This is a genomic window from Frankiales bacterium (assembly GCA_016125335.1).
GTDB lineage: Bacteria > Actinomycetota > Actinomycetes > S36-B12 > CAIYMF01 > Longivirga.
The window spans coordinates 71,147-94,780 of the sequence record WGLY01000006.1; the positions used below are offsets into that span (position 1 = coordinate 71,147).

General features: G+C 69.9%; 24 protein-coding genes. 7 read left to right on the plus strand and 17 right to left on the minus strand.

Annotated elements, in window-relative coordinates:
* Positions 1-50: 50 nt before the first annotated feature.
* From GC157_03855 to GC157_03880, 6 genes are all read right to left on the minus strand, one after another.
* Positions 51-1,529, minus strand: a complete 1,479-nt coding sequence (locus GC157_03855) for an aldehyde dehydrogenase family protein (GenBank protein MBI1376604.1) — start codon at positions 1,527-1,529, stop codon at positions 51-53.
* 1 nt (position 1,530) lies between these two features.
* The gene (locus GC157_03860) at positions 1,531-2,004 is read right to left on the minus strand and encodes a MaoC family dehydratase (protein MBI1376605.1); all 474 of its coding nucleotides are present in this window, start codon (positions 2,002-2,004) and stop codon (positions 1,531-1,533) included.
* Complete coding sequence (locus tag GC157_03865) at positions 2,001-2,891, minus strand: CoA ester lyase (protein MBI1376606.1); 891 nt, start codon at positions 2,889-2,891, stop codon at positions 2,001-2,003. Before GC157_03865 ends, GC157_03860 begins: the two co-directional genes overlap by 4 nt.
* Positions 2,891-4,057, minus strand: a complete 1,167-nt coding sequence (locus GC157_03870; GenBank protein ID MBI1376607.1) for an acyl-CoA dehydrogenase — start codon at positions 4,055-4,057, stop codon at positions 2,891-2,893. The genes GC157_03865 and GC157_03870 overlap by 1 nt, the downstream gene beginning before the upstream one ends.
* 35 nt (positions 4,058-4,092) lie before the next feature.
* Positions 4,093-5,736, minus strand: a complete 1,644-nt coding sequence (locus tag GC157_03875) for an AMP-binding protein (protein ID MBI1376608.1) — start codon at positions 5,734-5,736, stop codon at positions 4,093-4,095.
* Positions 5,737-5,819: 83 nt separating this feature from the next.
* The gene (locus tag GC157_03880) at positions 5,820-6,839 is read right to left on the minus strand and encodes an LLM class flavin-dependent oxidoreductase (protein MBI1376609.1); all 1,020 of its coding nucleotides are present in this window, start codon (positions 6,837-6,839) and stop codon (positions 5,820-5,822) included.
* Between the two features lie 150 nt (positions 6,840-6,989).
* Here GC157_03880 and GC157_03885 point away from each other — a divergent pair, with 150 nt between their 5' ends.
* The gene (locus GC157_03885; protein MBI1376610.1) at positions 6,990-7,568 is read left to right on the plus strand and encodes a nuclear transport factor 2 family protein; all 579 of its coding nucleotides are present in this window, start codon (positions 6,990-6,992) and stop codon (positions 7,566-7,568) included.
* Positions 7,569-7,628: 60 nt separating this feature from the next.
* On the opposite strand, the gene GC157_03890 is transcribed toward GC157_03885, so the two are convergent.
* The gene (locus tag GC157_03890) at positions 7,629-8,138 is read right to left on the minus strand and encodes a hypothetical protein (protein ID MBI1376611.1); all 510 of its coding nucleotides are present in this window, start codon (positions 8,136-8,138) and stop codon (positions 7,629-7,631) included.
* 119 nt (positions 8,139-8,257) lie between these two features.
* Here GC157_03890 and GC157_03895 point away from each other — a divergent pair, with 119 nt between their 5' ends.
* From GC157_03895 to GC157_03905, 3 genes are read left to right on the plus strand one after another with little or no spacing between them, the layout of a single operon-like run.
* Entirely contained in the window at positions 8,258-9,442 is a 1,185-nt protein-coding gene (locus GC157_03895; protein ID MBI1376612.1) for an acetyl-CoA C-acyltransferase, read from the plus strand.
* 10 nt (positions 9,443-9,452) lie between these two features.
* Positions 9,453-10,217 carry an SDR family NAD(P)-dependent oxidoreductase gene (locus tag GC157_03900; protein ID MBI1376613.1) on the plus strand — a complete coding sequence of 255 codons (765 nt, stop codon included), beginning with the start codon at positions 9,453-9,455 and terminating at the stop codon, positions 10,215-10,217.
* Positions 10,214-10,978: a crotonase/enoyl-CoA hydratase family protein gene (locus GC157_03905; GenBank protein ID MBI1376614.1), complete on the plus strand. Its 765-nt coding sequence runs from the start codon at positions 10,214-10,216 to the stop codon at positions 10,976-10,978. The genes GC157_03900 and GC157_03905 overlap by 4 nt, the downstream gene beginning before the upstream one ends.
* A gap of 46 nt (positions 10,979-11,024) precedes the next feature.
* Here the strand turns inward: GC157_03905 and GC157_03910 are convergent, their stop codons facing one another.
* Positions 11,025-11,789 carry an enoyl-CoA hydratase/isomerase family protein gene (locus GC157_03910; GenBank protein ID MBI1376615.1) on the minus strand — a complete coding sequence of 255 codons (765 nt, stop codon included), beginning with the start codon at positions 11,787-11,789 and terminating at the stop codon, positions 11,025-11,027.
* Positions 11,790-12,019: 230 nt separating this feature from the next.
* On the opposite strand from GC157_03910, the gene GC157_03915 reads away from it, so the two are divergent.
* Together GC157_03915 and GC157_03920 are read left to right on the plus strand one after the other, a co-directional pair.
* Complete coding sequence (locus GC157_03915; protein MBI1376616.1) at positions 12,020-12,724, plus strand: FCD domain-containing protein; 705 nt, start codon at positions 12,020-12,022, stop codon at positions 12,722-12,724.
* Between the two features lie 147 nt (positions 12,725-12,871).
* On the plus strand, positions 12,872-13,612 hold the full coding sequence (locus GC157_03920) for a glucose 1-dehydrogenase (GenBank protein ID MBI1376617.1): 741 nt from the start codon (positions 12,872-12,874) through the stop codon (positions 13,610-13,612).
* A gap of 43 nt (positions 13,613-13,655) precedes the next feature.
* Here the strand turns inward: GC157_03920 and GC157_03925 are convergent, their stop codons facing one another.
* From GC157_03925 to GC157_03955, 7 genes are all read right to left on the minus strand, one after another.
* A complete protein-coding gene (locus GC157_03925; GenBank protein ID MBI1376618.1) occupies positions 13,656-14,375 on the minus strand; it encodes an ATP-binding cassette domain-containing protein in 720 nt (239 codons plus the stop codon).
* A complete protein-coding gene (locus tag GC157_03930) occupies positions 14,368-15,141 on the minus strand; it encodes an ATP-binding cassette domain-containing protein (protein MBI1376619.1) in 774 nt (257 codons plus the stop codon). The genes GC157_03925 and GC157_03930 overlap by 8 nt, the downstream gene beginning before the upstream one ends.
* Before the next feature lie 2 nt (positions 15,142-15,143).
* Positions 15,144-16,076, minus strand: a complete 933-nt coding sequence (locus tag GC157_03935) for a branched-chain amino acid ABC transporter permease (GenBank protein ID MBI1376620.1) — start codon at positions 16,074-16,076, stop codon at positions 15,144-15,146.
* Entirely contained in the window at positions 16,073-16,963 is an 891-nt protein-coding gene (locus tag GC157_03940) for a branched-chain amino acid ABC transporter permease (protein MBI1376621.1), read from the minus strand. Before GC157_03940 ends, GC157_03935 begins: the two co-directional genes overlap by 4 nt.
* A gap of 157 nt (positions 16,964-17,120) precedes the next feature.
* Positions 17,121-18,323 (minus strand): ABC transporter substrate-binding protein, encoded by a 1,203-nt coding sequence (locus GC157_03945; protein ID MBI1376622.1) that lies wholly within the window; start codon positions 18,321-18,323, stop codon positions 17,121-17,123.
* A gap of 783 nt (positions 18,324-19,106) precedes the next feature.
* Complete coding sequence (locus GC157_03950) at positions 19,107-19,745, minus strand: TetR family transcriptional regulator (GenBank protein ID MBI1376623.1); 639 nt, start codon at positions 19,743-19,745, stop codon at positions 19,107-19,109.
* On the minus strand, positions 19,661-20,977 hold the full coding sequence (locus tag GC157_03955) for an alkane 1-monooxygenase (protein MBI1376624.1): 1,317 nt from the start codon (positions 20,975-20,977) through the stop codon (positions 19,661-19,663). Before GC157_03955 ends, GC157_03950 begins: the two co-directional genes overlap by 85 nt.
* A 319-nt stretch (positions 20,978-21,296) precedes the next feature.
* Between GC157_03955 and GC157_03960 the strand changes: the two genes are divergently transcribed.
* Positions 21,297-21,575, plus strand: a complete 279-nt coding sequence (locus tag GC157_03960) for a hypothetical protein (protein MBI1376625.1) — start codon at positions 21,297-21,299, stop codon at positions 21,573-21,575.
* A 71-nt stretch (positions 21,576-21,646) separates the two neighbouring features.
* On the opposite strand, the gene GC157_03965 is transcribed toward GC157_03960, so the two are convergent.
* Together GC157_03965 and GC157_03970 are read right to left on the minus strand one after the other, a co-directional pair.
* Positions 21,647-22,339, minus strand: a complete 693-nt coding sequence (locus tag GC157_03965; GenBank protein MBI1376626.1) for a response regulator — start codon at positions 22,337-22,339, stop codon at positions 21,647-21,649.
* Positions 22,336-23,634 carry a sensor histidine kinase gene (locus GC157_03970; protein MBI1376627.1) on the minus strand — a complete coding sequence of 433 codons (1,299 nt, stop codon included), beginning with the start codon at positions 23,632-23,634 and terminating at the stop codon, positions 22,336-22,338. Before GC157_03970 ends, GC157_03965 begins: the two co-directional genes overlap by 4 nt.

Sequence of the window (23,634 nt, forward strand, 5' to 3'; positions counted from 1 at the left end):
GGACGCGGACCCCGGCCAGCGGGGCAGTCGTGTCGCTCACGTCAGGCCTCTCAGGTCCGCCACTGGACGTGCTGGGGCTCCAGGTACTCCCGGATGCCCCACTCACCGATCTCGCGGCCGACACCCGACCGGCGGAAGCCGCCGAACGGCGCGTCAGGACGCATCTGGCCACCGCCGTTGATCCACACGGTCCCTGAACGGATCCGGCTCGCGAGCTCCTTCGCATGCTCGACGTCGGGCGAGTAGATGTTGGCCGCCAGGCCGTACTCGGTCGCGTTCGCCAGCCGCACGGCCTCCTCCTCGTCGGAGAACGGCAGGAGGACGGCCACCGGACCGAAGATCTCGCTCTGGCAGGCGCGCGCGTCCCAGGGGAGATCCCCGAGCAGCACGGGGTTCACGAAGTAGCCCTTGTCGGGGACGGGCGTGTCGACGGTGAGCAGGACCCGGCCGCCGTCGGCCGGCGCGCCATCGATGAAGGACCTCACGCGGGCTCTGTGGTCCGGGCGGATCATGGGCCCGATGTTGGTCGCCGGGTCCCAGGGGTCGCCGACCTTCATCTTCGAGAAGGCCTCCGCGCCGGCGCCGAGGAACCGGTCCATGAGGCTCTCGTGAACCATGAGGCGCGCGAGGGCGGCGCAGCCCTGACCGCCGTTGCGCGACCACCTCAGGTGCATCTCCACAGCGAACGACTCCACGTCGCAACCGGGCAGCACGATGTTGGGCGACTTGCCACCGAGCTCGAGCGTGACGCCCTTCAGCCCCGTGGCTGCCTGCTGCATGATCTTCTCGCCGACCATGTCTGACCCGGTGAACGAGACCTTGTCGACCCGGGGGTGCGTGGTGAGCCGGTAGCCCACGTCCGGCCCGCCGACGATGACGTTGAAGACGCCGGGAGGGAAGCCGGCCTGCTCGACGATCTCGCCGAGGAGCAGCGTGGTCAGCGGCGTCCTTGGCGAGGGCAGGAGCACGACCGAGCACCCGGCGGCCAGCGCCGCCCCGAACTTGAAGATCGCCAGGTTGAGCGGGTAGTTGTAGCCGGTGATGCAGGCGACCACGCCCACAGGCAGGTAGCGCACCTCGCTGTGCGTCGGCACCGGGTCGCCCCACGGTCCGAGGTCGACCGTGCGGTCCACCAGCGCGGCATCGGCCTGCCACCTCAGGTGCGACAGGCCGAGCCTGACCTGCATCACCTCCGCGAGGCTGACCGGGGTCCCGACCTCGTTGACGACAGAGGCGAGCAGCTCGGGGATCCGTGACTCCATGAGGTCGCACAGTCGGTGCAGCGTGGCGGAGCGGACCTCGGGAGAGGTGCGGGCCCAGCCGTCGAAGGCACGGGCGGCCGCCTCGACGGCGAGGTCCACCTGGTCGACCGTGGCTGCCCTGACGCCGGCCATGACCTCCTCGGTGGCGGGATTGACGACCTCGAGGGACTCACCCTCACCGGACACCATCCGGCCGTCGATGAGGAGCGTCCTGACCGAGGGCACGTAGTCCCTCCCGGCACCTGCCACGGGGGTCGTCGTCGTCATCTCATGCCTCCTGCTGGTCGAGGTCGTGCGGCTTGGTCATCATCAGCCCGACGCGCTCCATCCGGACGACGAGCACGTCGTGCTGGTTGTACCCGCGGTGCTCGAACCAGACGATCCCGGAGTCGTTGCGCGACTTGGACTCTCGCTTGTTGAGAATGGTCGTCTCACCGCGAAGGGTGTCGCCGTGGAAGACGGGGTGAGGGAACTCGATCTTCTCGTACCCGAGGTTGCCCAACGTCGTACCCATAGTGAGCTCGGGCACGTGGAAGGCACCGATCAAGGCCACCGTGAAGAGGCTGTTGAGAACCCGCTGACCGTGGATCGTGCCGCGGGAGAACTCCTCATCGAGGTGCAGCGGCTGCAGGTTCATGGTGAGCGAGGTGAAGAGCACGTTGTCCATCTCGGTGATGGTGCGGGTGAAGGGGTGCCGGTAGACCCGCCCGACCTCGAACTCCTCGAAGTAGAGCCCTCTCACTGGCCCCTCCCTTCCGTGCGCGCCACGACCCGCTGGAGCCACTGCACCGCCTTGTCGTAGTGCGCTCGATCGATGTGCACCCCCTGGTAGCGAAGGGCGCCCTGACCCGCCGCCTCGGCCGCCTCGTAGGCGGCGACCATGCCGCGGTAGAAGGCGACCTCGTCGTCCGAGGGTGTGAAGACGTCATTGATGACCGGGACGTGACTCGGGTGGATCGCGATCATCCCGCGGAACCCGAGCTGACGACCACGCACGGCGAAGGAGCGCAGCCCGTCCAGGTCGTCGAGGTTCTCCCACAGGCCCGTCAGGGGGAGGATCCCCGCCTCCCGCGCGGCCAGCAGGACCCGACTGCGCAGGTAGAGGGTCTCCAGACCGGCCTCGGTCCACTCGAAGCCCACCTCACGTGCGATGTCCGCGTGCTCGGCGGTCGGCCCGATCATGGCTGCCACGCGGGGGGACGCCTGGGCTACCTCGCGGCAGTTGACGATCGCCGGCACCGTCTCGACGGGGACGATGTACTCCACGCCGTCGACGCCGTTGCGGTCCTCGAAGTGGTCGACGAGCGCGTCGTAGCGGGCGACGTCGACAGCGGTCTCCACCTTGGGGACGAACAGGCCCGTCAGCCCCGGCACCATGACCGCCTCGAGGTCACGACCTGTGGCGCGGGTGGCCAGACCGTTGGGGCGCACGAGGATCCCGACGTCGGCGTTCTCCTCCCGCAGCGAGGTGATCGTCCCGGCCACGACCAACCGGGCCGCCTCCTTCTCCCCCTCCGGCACCGAGTCCTCGAGATCGAGGACCACGGCATCGGCACCGGACGCGACGGCCTTGCGCGCCCAGGAGGGTTTGTGGCCCGGGACGAAGAGGATGGAGCGGTACGGCTGCATCAGTAGCTCCGGGGAAGCCCGAGCGCGTGCTCGGACACGTAGTTGAGCACCATCTCCTGGCTGATGGGTGCGATCCGGTTCAGTCGCGACTCACGGAAGTAGCGCTCGGCGTGGTACTCCTTCGCGTAGCCGTAGCCCCCGAGCACGTTGATGGCCATGTCGGCCGCGTTGAACCCCGCCTCGGACGCGAGGTACTTCGCTTCGTTGGCCTCCGTACCGCAAGGGACGTCGTGGTCCACCATCCACGCGCACTTCTGGCAGACCGCCTCTGCGGCGTCGAGCCGGATCTTCGCGAGGGCGATCTGGTGCGCGATCGCCTGGTTCTGCCCGATCGGACGCCCGAAGACGACACGCTGGTTCGCGTAGTCCGTGGCCAGGCGGACCGCCGCCCTGCCGATGCCGATCGCGGCGTTCGCGGCTATCACCCGTTCGGCGTTGAGCCCCACCAGGATGACCTTGAACCCCTTGTCGACCTCTCCGATGACGTCCTCGTCTGCCACGAAGAGCTCGTCGATGAAGAGCTCGTTGGTGTCGACGGCGTTGCGTCCCATCTTGGGGATGGGGCGCACCTCGACGTGGTCGCGGTCCATCGGGGCGAAGAACACCGTCAGCCCGTCGGTCCGCTTCGCCACCTGGTCGCGCGGCGTGGTTCGGGCCAGGAGGAACATGCGCTCCGCCTCCTGGGCCTTGGTGATCCAGACCTTCTTGCCGCTGATGACGTACCCGCCGTCCACCTTCGTCGCGAACGTGGTGATCGCCGTCGTGTCGGTCCCGGCGTCCGGCTCGGTGACCGCGAAGGACACGTGCAGCTCACCGGTCACCACGCGGGGGAGATGCCGCGCCTTCATCGCCTCCGACCCGTAGCGGATCATCGACTCGAAGCCGAACATGCCGATGTGGACGGCGCTGCAGCCGCCCATGCCCGCCCCCGACGCGGCGATCTCCTGCTCGACGATGCAGACCTCCTGGACCCCGAGACCGCCGCCCCCGTACGCCTCCGGGATGGTGAGTCCGAGCCAACCGCCCTCGGCGACTGCGTTGTAGAAGTCCCAGGGGAACTCCTTGGACTCGTCGTGCTTCATCCAGTACTCGTCGTCGAACGTCGAGCACATCTGACGAACGGCCTGCCGGATCTCCTCGTGGAGGGGGTCGACGCTGAAGTCCATGGCTGCCTCTCGTGGGATGCCGTCAGGGCGCGCGGCTAGGCCCGCTGGTCGCGGGCGCGGTCGGAGGTGTCCGCCGTCACGCCCTCCTCGCGGAGCACGGACTTGCGGATCTTCTCCGACGGGGTGCGCGGGAGCGCCTCGACGAACCGTACGTACCGCGGGATGGCGAACGCGGGGATTCGACCTTCGCAGAACGACCACAGCTCCGGAGCGGTGACCGGTCCGGACGGGACCACGACCGCCATCACCTCGTCCTCGCCCGCCTCGACGTCGGCCGCCACGGCCACCACGGCGCACTCGGCGACTGCCTCGTGTCCGAGGATGGCCTGCTCCACCTCGTAGGAGCTGATGTTCTCGCCGCGCCGCCGGAGAGCGTCCTTGTAGCGGTCGACGAAGTAGTACCAGCCCTCGTCGTCGCGTCGCAGCGCGTCACCGGTGTGGAACCAGAGGTTCCGCCACGCTTCCGACGTCTTCTCGGGCATCCCGTAGTAGCCCAGGCTGCACGTCCACGGGTGCTTCGGCCGAACGACGAGCTCCCCCACCTCGCCCACCGGGACCTCCTCGTCGGTGTCCGGGTCGACCAGGCGGACGTCGAACCAGTCCGACGCCACGAGCCCCGCCGCACCTGCCGGCCTCTCCTCGCCGTACGGGGAGAGGATCGGCGCCGAGGTCTCGGTCAGGCCGAACACCTCGACGAACGCCTCGATGCCGAACCGCTCGCGGAACTCGCTCAGGATGGAGCTCGCCGTAGGGGCCGAGAAGACGCACCGGACCTGGTTGTCCGCGTCGTCGGGACGGACGGGCTGCTTCCAGAGGAAGTCCATCATCACGCCGATGAAGTTGGTGACGGTCACCCCCTCCTCGCGGACCTGGTCGACCCAGCGGCTGGCGCTGAACCGCGATCGGATGACCAGCCGGGCGCCCGCCACCAGCGCCGGGTAGGCGGCCATGAACTGTGCGTTCCCGTGGAACAGCGGGGTGACGGTCATGTAGGTGTCGTCACCGGTCAACCGGGTCAGCGACACCACCTCGTCGGCGAAGAAGTACATCTGGGCGTGCGGCATCGCCACGCCCTTGGAAGGACCCGTCGTGCCGGAGGTGAAGAAGATCGAGGCCAGGTCGCGCGGGGCCGGTGCCGGCAGGTCACGAGGGGCGGCCTCCTCCAGCACGTCCCAACGCTCGGCCTTCCACCCTGCGGCCCTCAGGCCGGCGATCGCCTGGGTGGCACCGCCCCGGTCGATGACCCAGAAGCCCTCCAGCCACGGCAGTCGGTCGCGCAGGCTGACGAAGCGCTCGGCGTACTCGTCGTCGATCACCGCCCACCGCGGCGAGGTCACCGTCGCCTGGTGCCGGAGGAACTCGCCCTCATAGGCCGTGTTGATCGGCACCTCGACCATGCCGGACACCGCTGTCGCGAGCCAGGTGCGCACGAACTCGGAGGAGTTGATCGCCATGATCAGGACCCGGTCTCCCGCCACGGCCCCGGCGTCGAGCAGCCCGCCCGCCACCGCGTGGGCCGACGACGAGATCTGCCCGTAGGTCCACCGCTTCCCCTCCTCAGGCGCGACAAGGAACTCGGCGTCGGGCCGCTCGGCGACCCACCGCCGCAGGACCGCCGCCAGGCTCCAGTCCCGGCGGTCCGGGAACGTCGGAATCAGGTCGGTGTACGTGCGCGTCACTCCCTGACCTCCCCGCCCAGTCGCCCTGCCCCGAGCCGGGACGTGCGATGGGCCTGTGAATCCAGTATAACCATGACCATGATTTAGAGAATAGTGCGAGGCGGGATCGCCCTGATGGTGGGGACGACATCGCGGCCGAGCCGCCGGATCGCTGCGACGGTCTCGTCGGCATCCATGGTGGGCCACTGGGGGCGTACGAGCAGGGGGTCCACGGGAAGCTGCGTGACGAGGTCCACCAGGGCGGCTGTCACCTCGTCCGGCGTGCCGACCACGGCGTGGGACTCCACCGCCTTGGCGAAGTCGTTGTCCAGGTCCGTCCCGGCCATGACGTCCAGGCCTCGGTTCAGGTAGGTGATGTACCGCCCCTGGGCCACCCGTGCGTACTCCGCCAGGGCTTCCTGCTTGGAGTCCGCCACCAGCACATTGCGACGCAACGGCTGGGGGGAGAAGGGCTTCCCGCGCTCGGCGAAGCCCTCAGCGACCACCCGGTAGCGCTCTCGCACCTCCTCCACCGGCGTCTCGGGCGGGCACGCGTAGCCGTCGCCGTACCGGCCGACCCGCTTGGCGCCGGCGAGGGAATGGGCACCGATCCAGATGGGCAGCGGATCCTGGACGGGGCGAAGGTGGGGCCGAACCCCCTCGAGGGTGAAGTAGGTGCCGTGGAAGGTGACCTCGTCCTGGGTCCAGAGCATCCGGAGGAGCTCGAGGATCTCGTTCATCCGTCCGGCGCGCTCCTTGAACGGGATGCCGAGGTAGTCGAACTCCTCGGCCCGGTATCCCAGCCCCGCGCCGAAGATGAGGCGCCCCTCGGTCACGACGTCCAGCGTCGCCAGCTCCTCGGCGAGCATGACCGGGTGGTACAGGGGGGCGATCATGATCTGGGTGGCGAGGCGGACGTCGGGGTTCACCTCCGCGGCCAGGCGGGCCAGCAGCGGGACCGGCTGCAGCCAGCGCAGGTCCCCGTACAGGAAGTGCTGCCCGATGACGATGTAGGTGAAGCCGGCGTCCTGCGCCTCGTGCGCGATCCTGACCACGTCGCGGAACTGCTGGCTGGGTGGGACGGACGTCGGCACGTCGCTGAGCAGCAGGCCCATGGCGACCATGACAACCACCTCTCCTCCGGGCACCGGAGCGCCTCCTGAGCGGCGGGCGCACGGTCGAGACGGGCGCATCGGGCCCGCACGGTGCAACTCTTACAATGATAATCCTAGAATAGGGGACGGAGTCGTCCCCATCGCCATCAGGGAGCAGACATGGACCGACTGGCGGCCGCCGCCGCGATCTCGCCGGGCACCACCGAAGAGATCGCCGCGACCGTGCGGGAGCTCGCCGACCAGCAGGCCATCAGGAACCTCTCGGCCGTCTACTCCATGGCGGTGGACGGCCACGACCTCGCCACCACCCTGGCGTGCTTCACCGAGCACGGTGCGTTCGAGCGCGCCGGGGTCACGACAGCCGGGCAGGACGCGCTGCACTCCTTCTTCACGACGATGATGTCGCGGTACAGCACCACGCTGCACACGCCCGAGATGCACGTGATCACGGTCGAGCAGGGCGACCCCCGCACGGCCTCGGGCGTGGCCACCGGGCACGCGGAGCTCGTGCTCGAGGGCACGCTCATGCTGGCCGCGTACCGCTATGACGACGAGTACGCCGTGGAAGCGGGCCGGTGGCGCTTCTCCCGCCGTCGGCTGCGCTACACGTACGTGCTGCCGTTCGAGTCCATGGCGACAGGCTTCGGTGACACCCGCAGGATCCGGTGGCCGCAGACCCCCTTCCAGGAGGCCGATCTGCCGGAGTCGCTGCCCACCTGGTCGGATCACCTGGCCTAGCCGAACCGCTCCTGCCGACCTGGGGCCTCCCGGCCGATCGGCGAGCGGACGGCCCCGGCTCTACGTCTCGTCACGCCGCGGCAGGCCGCGCCCGTCACCCGGCATGCGGCGCGAGTCGTGGCTCGCCGACACGGCGACGGGGCGCACCTGGATCACCACCCGTTGCGGGCTGTCCAGCAGCCTCACGAAGGCCCTGGGATCGGCTGGCTGCAGTCGGCCGGCGATGGCCAGCAGCATGGTGTCCAGGATCTCGCGGTCGCGGTGCACCGTCGCCACGCCTCTGATCGCGAGCATCTGACGGCCGGGGCTCGACGTCCCGGCGTTGCTGATGACCAGCGTGACCCGCGGGTCACTGGCGAGCGAGGCGACCTGCGCCCTGTCGGCCACGGAGGTGAACCAGAGATCGCCCTCGTGAGCCAGGAAGCTCATGACGACACCCGAGGGCCATCCCCCCGGCCGGTTGAACACGAAGGTGCACTCCGTCTGCATGTCCAGCAGGACTCGACGGTCGTCATCCAGCAGGGTCACCGCAGAGAGATCCTCCACGTCGTCGACTCCGAACCGTTGCATGAGCCCTCCTCCTGACGTGCCTGGTGCGACCTCGTGCGTAATCCATGATATTAGTTGTGATGGATAGAGGGATCAGGCGAACCATGCCCTCGACAGGTCTCCGAGGAAGGGACGCGCGGATGCCGCACGCGGTGATCGTCGATGCCGTCCGGACCCCGATGGGCAGAGGGAAGCCCGGCGGGGCCCTGAGCGGCGTGCACGCGGTGGACCTGCTCGCCGGTACGTTGGCCGCTCTCACCGCACGCACGGGAGTCGACCCCGGGGACGTCGAGGACGTTCTGGTGGGGTGCGTGTCGCAGGCGGGTGAGCAGTCGGCAACCCCCGGCCGCCAGGCGCTCCTGGCTGCCGGCTTCCCGGAACATGTCCCTTCCGTGACGATCGAGCGCAAGTGCGGCAGCGGCCAGCAGGCCGTCGACTTCGCCGTCCAGGGGATCGTCGCCGGCGCCTACGAGGTGGTCATCGCCGCGGGGCTCGAGTCCATGAGCAGGGTGCCCATGGGATCGGCACGCATGGGTGCGGACCCCCACGGCCCGACGGTGCGCGCACGCTACCCCCGCTTGGTCCCGCAGGGGCTGTCCGCGGAGCTGGTGGCGCTGCGGTGGAAGCTGGACCGGGTGCAGCTGGACGAGTACGCCGCCGCCTCGCACGCGCGCGCCGCCGCCGTCGCGGACAGCGGTGGCTTCGACGCTGAGATCGTCCCCGTCGCCGTCGCGGGTGGTGATGTGCTCGCCCGGGACGAGTCGATCAGGCGAGGCACCACCCCGGAACGGCTCGCTGAGCTCGCCCCGGCCTTCGACACCGAGGCCAACCGCGCGCTGCTCCCCGAGATCGACGAATGGAGGATCACCGCCGGCAACGCGTCCCAGATCACCGATGGCGCAGGGGCACTGCTCATCATGAGCGAGTCCGCGGCCCGAGCGGCGGGGCTGCGGCCACGCGCCCGCATCGTCGCCTCAGCCGTGGTCGGCGACGACCCACTGCTCATGCTCACCGGCCCGATACCCGCCACCCACAAGGTGCTCGCGGCCGCGGGCATGAGTCTGCGCGACATCGACGCGGTGGAGGTCAACGAGGCGTTCGCGTCCGTCCCGCTGGCATGGCAGGCCGAGTTCGGCGTGCCCGACGAGATCCTCAACCCCTGCGGTGGCGCGATCGCACTCGGGCACCCTTTGGGCGCCTCAGGAGTGCGGATCATGACAACGCTGATCCACCACCTCGAGCGGACCGGTGGACGGTACGGCCTGCAGACCATGTGCGAGGCCGGCGGGATGGCCAACGCCACCATCATCGAGCGACTGGACTGAGGGGACACGCATGGACCTCAAGGGCGCTTCCGCCGTCGTCACGGGCGGGGCCTCCGGGCTCGGTCGTGCGACGGCGCAGGCTCTGACGGCGCGGGGGGTCCCGGTGGTCATCATCGACCTGCCGTCCTCCGACGGTTCGGACATCGCCCGGCAGCTGGGTCCGACGGCCGTGTTCGCTCCGGCCGACGTGATGGACACCGCGGCGGTCGAGAGCGCCTTGGACCTGGCCGAGGAGCGGGCTCCGCTGAGAGCCCTCGTGCACTGCGCCGGCAAGGGCGGCACGCTGCGGGTTGTCGATCGCGACGGCAATCCGGGCGACGTCGAGACCTACGAGAGCCTCGTGCGGCTGAACCTGGTGGGCTCGTTCAACATGCTGCGCCTGGCGGCCGCCCGGATGGCGGCGCACGACCCGGTGGCCGACGAGCGCGGCGTCTGCATCATGACGGCGTCGGTGGCGGCCTGGGAGGGGCAGATCGGGCAGATCCCCTACGCCTCCGCCAAGGCAGGCGTTGTCGGCATGACCCTGGTGGCCGCACGGGACCTGGCCCAGCGGGGAATCCGTGTGTGCAGCATCGCCCCGGGCATCTTCGACACCCCCATCCTGTCCAGGTTCTCCGACGAGGTCCGGGCGGGCCTGGCCGCGCAGGTCCCCCATCCCGCGCGCCTGGGCCGGCCGGACGAGTTCGCGATGCTCGCCCTGCAGATCATCGACAACGCGATGCTGAACGGGGAGACCATCCGGCTGGACGGAGCGATCCGGATGGCCCCTCGATGAGCGACGAGGTTCTGGTCGACGACCGTGACGGGGTCCGCATCATCACCATCAACCGTCCGGAGGCGCGCAACGCCATCAACACCGCGGCCGCGACGTCGATCGGCCGAGCGATCGACGAGCTGGACCGTCGTGACGACCTCACCATCGGGATCATCACCGGTTCCGGTGGAACCTTCTGCGCGGGCATGGACCTGAAGGCGTTCCTCGCCGGGGAGCGGCCTTCCGTACCCGGACGTGGTTTCGCCGGGATCGTCGAGGCGCCTCCCGGGAAGCCGATGATCGCCGCCGTCGAGGGCTACGCCCTTGCTGGTGGCTTCGAGATCGCCCTGGCGTGCGACTTGATCGTGGCGTCCAGGGATGCCCGCTTCGGCCTACCCGAGGTGAGGCGAGGTCTGGTGGCTGCCGGCGGCGGGCTGCTCCGCCTGCCGGAGCGGGTGCCCTACCACCTGGCCATGGAGTGGGCGCTGACCGGCGAGCTCGTGGATGCCGAGACCGCGCACCGTGCCGCGCTGGTGAACCACCTCACCGAGGCGGGCGAGGCGCTCGACACGGCAGTCGCCCTCGCCCGCAGGATCGCGGGAAACGGTCCGCTCGCGGTCCGTGCCACCAAGCAGGTGCTCGTCGAGTCGCCGGCGTGGCCGCGCACGGAGCGCTTCGAACGCCAGCGCCTGGTCACCGAGCCGGTGCGCGCTTCCGAGGATGCCCAGGAGGGGGCACGGGCGTTCGCAGAGAAGCGCGCCCCCCAGTGGCGGGGCCGCTGACCTCTTCGCCTTCAGCGACGTTCCGGGCGTCGCCGCAGGTGCGCTTCTACTGCGGTGGGGGGAACGACGGACGTCGCTTCTCCAGGAAGGCGTTGGCACCCTCCACCATGTCCTGGCTGCCGACCGCCTGGATCAGCATCCCCAGCCCGGTGCTGAACGAGTCGCGGGCGGCGTTCCACCACACGTTGGAGCTGACCTTGGTGATCTCCAGGTAGCGAGCGCTCAGCAGCGACAGCTCGGCGACCCACGAGTCGACCTCGTCCTCGAGCCGGTCGTCGTCGACGACGGCGTTGACCAGGCCCAGCTGCAGCGCCTGGTCGGCGGAGTACCGACGGCAGAGCATGCTGATCTCCTTTGCGCGCTTCTCCCCGACCTGCAACCCCATCACGTTCGTGGCGCCTGTCACGGGTGCGCTGCCCACACGCGGACCGGTCTGGCCGAACGTGGCAGACCGGGCGGCGATGGCGAGGTCGCAGGCCACCACCAGCTCGTTTCCGCCGCCGGCGGCAGCACCGTTCACCGCCGCGATCACGGGTCGGGGACAGCGTCGGATCGCGTCGAACAGGCGCAGCGAGTTCTCGTACATCGCACGCATCTCGGGTTCGGTCGGGTGAGCGAGCGAGGTGAGCGCGCCACCGGCGCAGAAGCTCCCGGCGCTCCCGGTGATCACGACCGCCCGGGACGCCGTGGCGCCGTCGAGCGCCTCGACCATGGCCCGGGACATGCCGGGGTCGAAGGCGTTGCGGCGCTCGGGGCGGTTGAGACGGATCCAGGTCGCGTCGCCCCGATGCTCGACGTTGACGTCGTTCATGCCACCCCTTCTGCGGCGCCGGGAGCACCCGCGCCTTCTGGAGCCGGAGGGCTCTACGGCCTCTGCGGCAGACAATCATGGTAATGGTGAACATACTCATGAGGACTAGGAATCCGTCGGCCGAGTACGGGACACTACGTCGGCATCCATCGCAGGAGGTAGTCGTGCGCGACGTGAGCGGTTCGACCCGGCCCGGGAACGGCGCGGTTCCACGCGCCCCCAAGGCGGCCATGCTCATCGCCCAGCGCATCGTCCGCGACATCACCAACGGGGGGCTGCGACAGGGAGACGTCCTGCCACCCGAGCGGACGATGCTCGAGCAGTACCAGACAGGCAGGGGGACGTTGCGCGAAGCGCTGCGCTACCTGGAGTTCCAGGGCGTCATCGCACTCAAGCCAGGACCTCGCGGCGGCCCCGTGCTGCTCAACCCGGACGCGAGCCACCTCGCGAGCACGGTGGTACTGCTGATGCAGCTCAATCACGCGCCGTTCCGCGAGATCGTGCAGGTTCGAACAGCCCTCGAGCCGATGATCAGCAACATGGCCGCGACGAGCATCTCCCCGGAGGACCTGGCCGACCTCGAGGAGACGATCGTGCAGATGAGGGACCACCTCGACCACCAGCCGACATTCCTCGAGGCCAACAAGCGGTTCCACGACGTGATCGCCTGGGCGTCGGGCAACGTCCTGTTCGGGTACCTCGTCGACTCGCTGCTGGAGATCATGGACGGCACGGTCGTGGGGATCGACTACCCCAGCCACCGCCGCAAGGCGATCCTCACGGCGCACGAGGAGATCTTCTTCGCCTTCCGCGACGGCGACCCCGAGGCCGCCCAGGCCCGGATGACCGAGCACATCAGCGCCTACGAGCGCTACGTGCGCAAGAAGTTCCCCGAGGTCCTCAACGAGGTCGTCCCCTGGTCGCCGCTCACCTGACCGGTCCACACTCGGGTCCCGCCACGTTCGATCGCAACATCCCGTACGATCACTGACAATCATAGGGATGGATGTGCGCTGGAACTTTCGTGGCGCTCGGGTGTGGAGGTTCACGTGACGGGGTCGAGGCTGAGCGGCAAGGTGGCCATGATCACGGGTGGGGCATCCGGCTTGGGCCTCGCGGCCTGCGAGCGGTTCGCCGCCGAAGGGGCCACGGTCGTGTGCGTCGACCTCTCCGAGGAGGCCGCGCAGGAGGTCGCCGACCGGCTACCAGGACAGGCGGTGGGCGTCGGGGCCGACGTCTGCGAACCGGCCGCCATGGTGCGGGCCGTGGAGTCCGCCAGAGCCGCGGTCGGCGACATCGACGTGCTCTTCGCGAATGCCGGTGTGAGCGGCGAGGGAGCAGCCCACGACATGCCCCTCGAGCAGTGGCGCCGTGTCATCTCGACGAATCTGGACGGCGTCTTCTTCTCCGTCAGGGCCGTGCTCCCCGGGATGATGGAGCGCAGGTCCGGCTCGCTGATCCTTCAGTCGAGTGCTGCCGGCCTGAAGGGGATGGCGAATCTGGCGTCCTACTCGGCGGCCAAGGCAGGGGTCCTCGGGCTGATGCGCCAGCTCGCGGTGGAGTACGCGCCCTACGGGATCCGCTGCAACGCGATCTGCCCCGGCACCATCGCCACTCCCTTGGTGGAGGAGGCCTACCGCCAGCGCTTCGGTGACGGCGGCGCGGCCGAGGCGATCGCCCGCCGAGGCGCCGACTACCCCCTCGGGCGTCTCGGGGCGCCGTCCGACGTCGCCTCCTACGCGGTGTACCTGGCCAGCGACGAGTCCGCCTGGGTCACCGGGACCGAGCAGGCGATCGACGGCGGGCTCGTCGCACGCCTGTGAGTTCCGCGCCTCCTGAGGGCACCGTCGGCGGTGGCCTCGGCCCTCAGCCCTCGACGAGCGCGGCGTCTCCCAGGAACGCCCGGACGAGGGAGGGGTTCTTGCGCGCCTCAGCGACGGTGCCCTCGTATACGACCTCGCCCCTCGAGACGACGACGACGGTGTCGGCGACCTCGAGTCCCGCCTCCGCGTTCTGCTCCACCATGAGCACGGACTTGCCCGAGTCGGCGATGCCGCGCGCACTGACGAGCACGCTGTCCACCACGGCGGGCGCGAGCCCCATCGAGGGCTCGTCCATGAGGATCACGCTGGCCTGACTCATCAGTGCGCGGCCGAAAGCCAGCATCTGCTGCTCACCGCCGCTCAGCAGGCCCGCGGGCCCGTTGCGACGATCGGCCAGGATCGGGAACTGCTCGAAGACCTCCTGCAGCGTGGCCGCCGCCTCGGCCTTGGAGGCGGTGTACCCGCCGAGCTTGAGGTTCTCGAGCACGGTCAGCGGCGCGAACACGCGCCGGCCCTCCGGGACCATGGCCACGCCCAGCTTCACGATCCGGCTCGGGGGCATCCCCAACAGCTCCCTGCCGTCGAGGGTGACCGACCCCCGCTCGGCACGTTGCAGCCCGCAGATGGCACGGAGCGTGGTCGTCTTCCCGGCGCCGTTCGCCCCGAGCACGAGGGTGATCCGACCCGGCCCGGTCGACAGGCGCATCCCGTTGACCGCCTGGACGGGCCCGTAACGGACGACGAGGTCCGAGACCTCAAGCATGCTGCCTCCCGTGCTTGCCCAGATAGGCCTCCTGGACCGCTGCGTTGCGGACGACGTCCTGGGGCGAACCCTCGGCGATGAGCGAGCCGAAGTTCATGGCATACAAGTAGTCGCAGGTGTCCACCATCATCGCGACGTCGTGCTCGACGAGAAGCTGGGTCAGCCCCTCGGATCGCAGGCTGCCGATCAGCCTGCTGATGTCCGCTCGCTCCGTCTTGGTCATGCCGGCGGTCGGCTCGTCCAGCAGCAGCACGCGGGGCTGGACCGCGATGGCGCGCGCGATCTCGACCCGCCTCTGCACCCCGTAGGACAGCTCGTCCGGCCGGGCCTTCTCGAAGCCCTCGAGCCCCGTGCGTGCGATTGCCTGCCTGACAAGCCCCTCGATGTCGGCGCTGCGGCTGCTGAGCACGACGTCGGTGGACAGCACGATGTTGTCCCAGACGGTCCGCTCGGGAAGCAGCCGCACCGTCTGGAACGTGCGAGAGATCCCGAGACCGATGACCCGCTCAGGCTTGACCTTCGAGTAGTCGGTCCCCCCGCACCGGATCTCTCCCCGGGTCAGTTGCACCATCCTCGTCAGCGCGCCGAGGAGGGTCGTCTTGCCCGACCCGTTGGGGCCGAGGATCCCGGAGACCTCCCCTGGGCGCAGGCCGAAGGACACCCCCTCGACCGCCCTGATCCCGCCGTAGCGGACGGTGACGTCCCTGGCTTCCAGGACGGGTACGTAGTCGTACTTCGGCGCTCTGCTGGAGTCCACCGCACCCACGGCTACCCGTCCTCCCCTGCGCCGGATGCCGCGTGCTCCACGACAGGTCCCTCGGACGCGGCCTCGAGGCGCTCGATCCCTTCGCGCTCCCTCGCCCACTCCCGTCGATGGCGCCAGTCGTTGACCACGCCGACGACACCTCCCGGGATGAGCACGGCCGCGGTGACCACCACGACGCCATAGATGACGGCTTCCCAGTCCCCGACCGACTGCAGCACCTCGGGGAGCCACACGAAGAACACGGAGCCGATGAGCGCACCCACCCACGACGCCTGACCTCCCACGATGATCACCGTGAGGGCCAGCACGACCAGACTGAAACTCACGCTCTCCGGGCTGATCGTGGTCTTGAGGTTGACGGCGAGCGCGCCCGCCAGGCCGCCGAGCAAACCGCTGACCGGGAACGACAGCCGGCGGTACCGGGCTACCGCGATACCCATGGCGGAGGCCAGCTGCGGGTCCTCGCGGATGGCGTCGAACCGACGCGACAATCGTCCGCGCTCGGTGAACGAGACGATCACTGCGACCACGATCGCGACGATCGCCACCTGCCAGGTGGTGATGTCACCGAGGACACCGTAGAGGCCCACGGCACCACCCGTGATCGATCCTCCGTTCAGCGCGACCGCAGATATCAGCAGCGAGAACGAGACGGTCGCCATCGCCAGGTACAGACCTGCCAGCCGCGCGATGACCAGGCCGAGGAGCCACGCCACCGCGGTCGCCACCACGGTGGAGGCCGCGACGGCGGTCCAGCTCGCGACGTCGTGCTGCGTCATCAGAATGGCCGTGCCATAGCCGCCGATCGCGTAGTAGCCGATGGACGCGAAGGAGATGACGCCGAGGCGCAACGGGATCTGGATGCTGACGGCCAACAGGAAGATCGACAGAGTGCTGTCGATCAGCACCTCGTTCTGCGAGAGCCACCCGATCATGTCCGGCGCACCTCCCTCCTGCCCAAGATCCCCTGGGGTCTGACCAGCAGGATCAGGAACAGGAGGCCGAAGGAGACGGCGGTGACCCAGGTGCCGTCCGTGTAGAGGAGGACGGCGAACTCGGCGAAGGCGAGGATGAACGAGCCCAGGATCACGCCGAACATGCTTCCCACGCCGCCGAGGATGATGGCGGCGAACGCCTTCAGCAGGAGGGAGTCCCCGGACTCGGGCGTGATCGAGGTGAAGTAGTACGTCAGCAGGGCTCCCGCCAGACCGGCGAGGCCGCCCGCATAGGCCATCGTCGCGAGCGCCAGGCGCGGACGGTCGATGCCCATCAGCGACGAGACCTCGGGATCCACGCCCAACGCCCGCAGCGCCAAGCCACGCTTGGACTTGCGGATCCACAACGCGGTACCGACTCCGAGGCCCAGGCCGCACACAAGGATGACGATCATCACGTTGGTGACCGAGACCCCGCCGATGTCGTAGACCTGGGTCTCGAACGACCCGGCGGAGAAGCCGAACGGGCTGCTGAGGGTCACACGCTGGGCGATCGAGATGGGGATCGCCGACAGACCGATGCCGCCGATCACGAGTTGCAGCTCGCCGGCGTGCTGATTCTTGGCCCGCCGCATGATCGGCTGGAAGGCCAGGTACTGCATGGCGACGGCGACGACAGCCCCCGTGACGACGGAGATGGCCACGACCCCCGGCATCCCGAGGGGAATCCGCTCCGTGACGAGGTACGCGACGAACGCGGAGAACATGAAGATGGAGCCGTGGGCGAAGTTCAGGATGCCGATGGTGCCCCATACCAACGACATGCCGAGCGCGAAGAGCACGTAGATCGACGCCAGGGTCGTGGCGTTGAGCACGTCCTGGACCATTCCGCCGCTCCGTTCCCGAACCCATCGACGACAGCATCTGTCAGGTGGAGACGCTCCCGGGCAGTTCGAGTGCTTGACGCTTCGCGTCACGAACTGCCCGGGAGCGGGCGTCCTGAGCAGGGGAGTCAATCCTGCCAGGACCGTCGGTCGTCGCGTGCTACTTGATCAGCACGAGCTGAGTGTCCTTCCACTCAGCGAGGAGGCCGGGGATGCGCGCGTCCTGCTTGTCGAACGTGACGGTGCCCATGGCACCGACGACAGGCTGGGAGGTGATCTCCGCCATGGCGTCGCGGACCTTCTGACGGTCGGTCGAGCACGCCTTCTTGAGCGCGTTCGCGATCAGATAGGTGGCGTCGTAGCGCTCCGCCGAGTAGCTGGTCGGCGCGTTGCCGTACTCCGCCGTGAATGCCTTGACGAAGTCCTGCACCGACTTCTCAGTGCTGTCCGGGCTCCACACCGTCGCCCACGTCACACCGTTGGCCGTCTTCCCGAGGTCCTTGAAGTTGTTCTCGATCCCGGCGAAGCCGAGAAGGACCTTCGGGGGGTTCCAGCCCTGCTGGCGCAGCTGCTGGACGACCGTCGCGTTCTGCGCACCCACCATGAGCACGGCGACCGCATCAGGGTTCTCGCTGAGGATCTTGCTGATCGGCGCCTTGAAGTCCTGCGTCGAGTTCGGCAGGCCGGTGCTGCTCAGCACCTTGATGCCCAGCTCTTGAGCCATGGCCGGCAGCGCCTTCTCGGCGACCGAGATGAGCGTCGGGTTGTCGTTGGCGTAGAGGACGCTGATCGACTTCACGCCCTGCTGTTGCACGTAGGGCTTGACGTCTGCCCAGTAGGAGTCCATCGGCGGCGTGTAGCGGAAGGTCCAGTCCCCGATCACCACACCTGGGCTGCCGGCCTGGGTGTAGACGACCGGCACCTTCTCCTTCTCAGCGATCGGAGCCGTGGCAACGCCACCCGCGCTGAGGATCGGCCCGAGGATCGCCGGCACGCTGGGGTCGGCCGCTGCCTTGGTGAAGGCTGACGCCGAGCCGTCGGGGCTGGTGGCGTCGTCCTGCACGTCGATGGACATCGTGACACCGGACCCGAGCAACGAGGAGCTGTTGATCTCCTTCACAGCAAGGCTGGCCCCCTGCTCGGCCAGGACTCCGGCGAACGCTGCCGGACCGGTCATGGAGTCCACGGAGACGATCTTGATGTCACCGGGCGGCAGCGTGCAGTCGGCCGGCGCGGCGGAGCTCGCGGCCGAGCTTGCCGTCGAGCTCGTCGAGTCGTTGCTGCTGCCGCAAGCCGCCAGGGCGAGGACTGCGGACAGCCCCAACGCCGCCCCGCCCACCCGGCGGCTGGAGATGGTGATCATGGAACCTCCAATAGGGTAATCATCCGCATGGATGCCTTTGGGATGCTAGGCAGGGATTGATCCCGTGTCCAGAGTCGTGGCCGAGTTGCGACGCAATATCTCTACGTATGATTATCATGTGTGCCCGGGGTGGGTCCTGCGCTCGGCCATCGGGCGCACGGGCGGTGAACGCAGGGGAGGGCGCGTGAGCGGCAGACCGCACGACAGGACGGACCTCGCGCTCGCGCCTGTCGCGCTCGAACTCGATCGCCGCATCACGGAGCTCGCGCTCCTCAGCGCGGAAGACCTCGAGTCCCGCATCGCGTTCTCGTCGAACCGCGACACGTCGGACGTCTCCGCGCGATCCGTCGCGCTGATGGAGACCCTCGCGCGGAGTCGAGCTTCACGGCTGGGGGGTGCAGATGGATCCCAGGGGCGTTCGCGTGTCGCACCATGCGCACACCCTCGCCCTGGGACTCCCGTCCGACGTGTGGGCCTTCCTCCGCGGCGAGGGCGTTGACTAGGAGCGACAAGGCCCTGCTGCCTCGTCTTCCGCCCCCACCAGGGCCCTGACACGGTTCCCTCCTTCAGCCGCTGCCCGCAGGCTCTGACGAGAAGCCGCGGCGAGAGACTCGCGACGCCCTACAGCCGGTGAGCCCCTCGCCGTTGCTGCTCCAGCGGCTGCACGACCTCGGCCTCCGTGCCGATGACGGCGCGAGAGGCGCGTCGAGCGTTCCGTCCGTGCGCCCATGGTCCCAGCACCTCGCTCCGCACCCGAGTCACGGGCGAGGCGCGCAACGTCAGTCACCGCAACAGGTCTGCGGCGACGTCGGCGAGCCTGTCGGCGGTGCGCCGCGGCGGCGCCGAGGGCAGCATCACGTGGCTCAGCACGGTGCGCACGAGGACGTCGGTGACGGCGGAGCGTCGGGGCGCCGCGACCCCTGGTGCGAGCGCACGCAGGTGCCCGTCGACGGCCCGGGTCGCCGTCTCGAGCACCGCGCCGGCATCGGTGGTGAGCGGCGGCAGCAGCTCTCCCGCGCCGGGCGAGACGACCTCGCGCAGCAGCGCGCTGTCCTGGGCGAGCCTGAGGACGCCCAGGACAGCGGAGCGCACGGCCGCGCGCAGGTCGCCGTCGTGGCGGGCGAAGGAGGAGTCGACCACGGCGAGGAACCGACCGAGCTCGTCGAGCACCATCGCCTCGGCCAGCGCCGTGCGGCTGCCGAACTCGTTGTAGACCGTCTGACGGCTGACCTCGGCCCGGGCGGCGACGTCGGACATCGTCACGACCTGCCAGCCGCGCTCGGTCGTGAGCTCGATCGCCCCGGAGACGACGCGCTGCCGGACGGTCGCAACGGTGGTCACGACGCGGCCACGGCGACGAAGTCGGACTTGTCGCGCACGCCGCAGTCGGGGCACACCCAGGAGTCCGGCACCGCCGCCCATCGCGTCCCGGAGGGGAACCCCTCGCGCGCGTCGCCCACGGACTCGTCGTAGGTGTAGCCGCAGCACGGGCAGCGCAGCACCCGGGCGTCGACGGCGGCCGGTCGGCCCACCACCCCAGCCGGCGCCGGCGCTGCGACCGCCGTCCCCGGGTGGCGCGCCAGCACCCGCGAGCGCCTCGACGGCTCGATGTTCGCCCGCGTGATGTCGCCGCCGACGTGCGCGAGCACCCGCGGGTCCATCACGCGCCGCCACGCGGGCGGCACCAGCGCGAGCAGGATCATCCCGGCGTACCCGGTGGGCAGCACCGGCGACTCCTCGAAGTCGCGCAGCACCTGGTAGCGGCTGGTCGGGTTCGCGTGGTGGTCGCTGTGCCGCTGGAGGTGGTAGAGCAGCACGTTGGTGGCGAGGTTGTTGGAGTTCCAGCTGTGTGCCGGCGACACCCGCTCGTAGCGCTCATGACCCGGGGCGCCGACGCGCTGCCGGAGCCTGCCGTAGTGCTCGAGGTAGTTGACCGCCTCGAGGAGCGTGAGCGCCACCAGCGCCTGGACGACGAGGAACGGCAGCACCGACGGCCCCAGCCAGGCGACCATCGCGGCCCAGAGCACGACCGACATCAGCCAGGCGTTGACGACGTCGTTGCCGAGCCGCCACGGCCCCTGCGACCTCCTCGCCAGCCGGTTGTGCTCCAGCCGCCACGCGTTGCGCAGCGAGCCGAGCACGGTGCGGGGCCAGAAGCGGTAGAAGGTCTCGCCCACCCGGCTGCTCGCCGGGTCCTCCGGCGTGGCGACGCGCACGTGGTGGCCGCGGTTGTGCTCGATGTAGAAGTGCCCGTAGAAGCTCTGCGCCAGCGCGATCTTCGCGAGCCACCGCTCGTGGCTCTCCCGCTTGTGCCCGAGCTCGTGGGCGGTGTTGATGCCCAGACCCCCGATGAAGCCGACGGTGACCGCGAGGCCGACGCGCTCCGCCGTCGAGAGACCGGCGCTCGCGAGGTACCAGAACGCGAACGCGAACCCGGCGTACTGCAGCGGGAGGAACAGGAACGTGAGCCACCGGTAGTAGGGGTCGCGCTCGAGGGCGTCCATGACGTCGTCCGGCGGGTTGGACCGGTCGAGCCCCGTGAGCAGGTCCAGCACGGGGACGACGCCGAGGATCACGAGCGGCCCCAGCCACAGCCAGACGGCACCACCGGTCGCGCGGTGGGCGAGCACGGCGACGAACGGCAGCAGCGGCATCACCAGGGCGACCAGCCACAGCCACCGCTTGCGGTCGCGCCAGGGCCCGGCCGAGGCATCGGTCCGACGTCCCGCACCGTCGTCCGACACCGCCGCGGCTCCTCCCGCCGAGTTGACAGAAGGTACATCTCTGTAAAGCACCGCGGCAAGAGGCTCGACGGCGGACGGCCGAGGCGGAGCCGCACGCCCGACCTCAGGAGGGCCGCGCGCGCCGAGGCGCAGGGCGGGCCCATGACAGACGGCCCGTCGCCGTGATCTCCGGATCGAGCATCAGTAGCATCCACGCGCCCATGAAGCACCGATCGAGACTGGAGTCACTGTGACCGAGCGCCGCGTGGAGTTGCCGGTGGGGCCCGACGAGGCATATCAGCGGCTGCTGAAGGCTGCTGCTGGGACCGGCAAGGTCGAGGAGTCGAGCGATGCGGCCCGGTACGTGGTCTGCAAGGCTCGCTACGGTCTGAACCCGGTCCGGGTGCGGATCTCTGTGCTGTCGTCCGCCACTGGAGACTCGTCGGTCATCGAGTTCGGCGGCCGCGGTCAGGACGTGTGGGGCGTCGCGAGTCGCAAGGTGATCGACTCGATCATCCAGAGGTTGTAGACGCACCACGTCTCGGCGGGAACGGGAGCCCGGGTCCTAGCAGGCGGGCCGGCGACCGGCACCCAGGGGCACTAACGGTCTGCCTCGTCGTCGCCGCGACCAGGCTCCACGAGGCCCGCGTCGTAGGCGTGGATGACCAGCTGCACGCGGCTGCGCAGGCCGAGTTTGGCGAGGATGCTGCCGACGTGGGTCTTCACGGTCGCCTCGGTCACCAGGAGCTCGTCGGCGATCTCGGCGTTCGAACGTCCGCGTGCCACCTCGAGCAGGACGTCACGCTCGCGCGGCGTCAGGACGTCGAGTGCGGCGACGGCGTCCGTCGGCCGGCTGGACGGCTCGCCGAGGTCATGCGCGTGCAGCTCGAGCAGGCGCCGCGTGATGCGCGGCGAGACGACCGCGTCGCCCTCGGCGACCGAGCGGATCGCGCGCACGAGCTCCTCGACCGGGACGTCCTTGAGCAGGAAGCCGCTCGCGCCGGCGCGCAGGACGGCGAACGCATGCTCGTCGAGGTCGAACGTCGTGAGCGCCAGGATCCGTGCCGCTGGGTCGAGCTCCAGTATCTGTCGCGTCGCCTCGATGCCGTCGACGCCGGGCATCCGGACATCCATGAGCGCGACGTCCGGACGGTGCTCCGCGAACTGCCGCACCGCGTCGGCCCCGTCGATCGCCTCGCCGACCACGTCGAGGCCGTCGACCTCCTCGAGGATCATCCGGAACCCGGCACGCATGAGCTGCTGGTCGTCGGCGACGAGGACCCGGATGCTCATCGCGCCGCTCCCAGAGGAGCTTCTGTCGCACCCGCGCGCGGTGCCGACACGGGGATGACGGCCCGCACCGACCATCCGCCCGAGGGGTCAGGACCGGCCTGCAGCGTGCCGCCGTGCACCGCCGCGCGCTCACGCATCCCCAGGAGCCCGAGGCCGCCGGGCGAGGTGGCGCCGGGTCCGCGGCCGTTGTCGCGGACGTCGACGCGCACCAGATCCTCCGCGACCTCGACGCGGACGTCGACCCGTGTGGCCGAGCCCGCGTGATTGAGCGTGTTGGTGGTCGCCTCCTGCGCGATGCGGTGCACCGTGAGCGCGAGGCCGGGCGGGAGGTCTGCCGGAGCGCCGGAGAGCTCGAGGCTCGCGTCGAGGCCCGTCGCGCGCACCTGCGCCACGAGCGCCTCGAGCTGGTCGAGTCCCGGCTGCGGCTGGCGGTCGGCCGGGCGCGCCCCTCCGCGCAGTACGCCGAGCACCCCGCGCATCTCGTCGAGAGCCTCGTGCCCCGTCGCCGAGACCTGGCGCATGGCCGCGGCCGCGCGGTCGGGGTCGCGGGCGACCTTGGCGGCCGCGGCGTCCGAGAGCGTCACCACCACCGCGAGGCTGTGTGCCACCACGTCGTGCATCTCGCGGGCGATGCGCACGCGCTCGGCGGCCACGGCCATGGTCGCCTGCTGCTCCTGGTTGAGCTCGAGCTGAGCGGCGCGCTCGCGCAGCGCCGTCAGGGCCTGCCGGCGCGAGCGCACGCTCACCCCCAGGACCAGGGCGGCGACCACCGGCGCGGAGAGCAGCAACAGGGTCGGCAGCAGCGGGAGGGCGAGGGCGGTCGGGAAGTCCCAGCGCGCCACCGCGAGCACGACGCCCAGCTCGATCACGAGCGCGGCCGGCACGGCGACCCGCAGCCTGTAGGCGCTCGCGACGGTGCCGAGGTAGACGAGCAGGGCGACGTCGGCGGCGAGCGTGATACCGAGGGTCCACTGCACGAGCGCGACGCCCGCAGCAAGAGCGAACGTCGTCAGCGGGAGGCGCCGGCGCCACGCCAGCGGTGCGACGAGCAGGACGGTGAGCACGATGCGCACGCCGAGACCGCCCGACGGCTGGCGGGCCCAGAACAACAGCTGCGGCACGGCGCACAGCCCGACCGCGACGGCGACGAGGGCGTCGACCACCACCGGGTGCGCACGGAGGCGCTCGCCGACCCGCTGGTACGCCGGGACCGCCGCGGAGCCGTCGACCGAGGGCACGGGGTCGGATGACCAGGCGTACCAGCGGCCGAGGAGGCGACCTGCCTGAGGATGCAT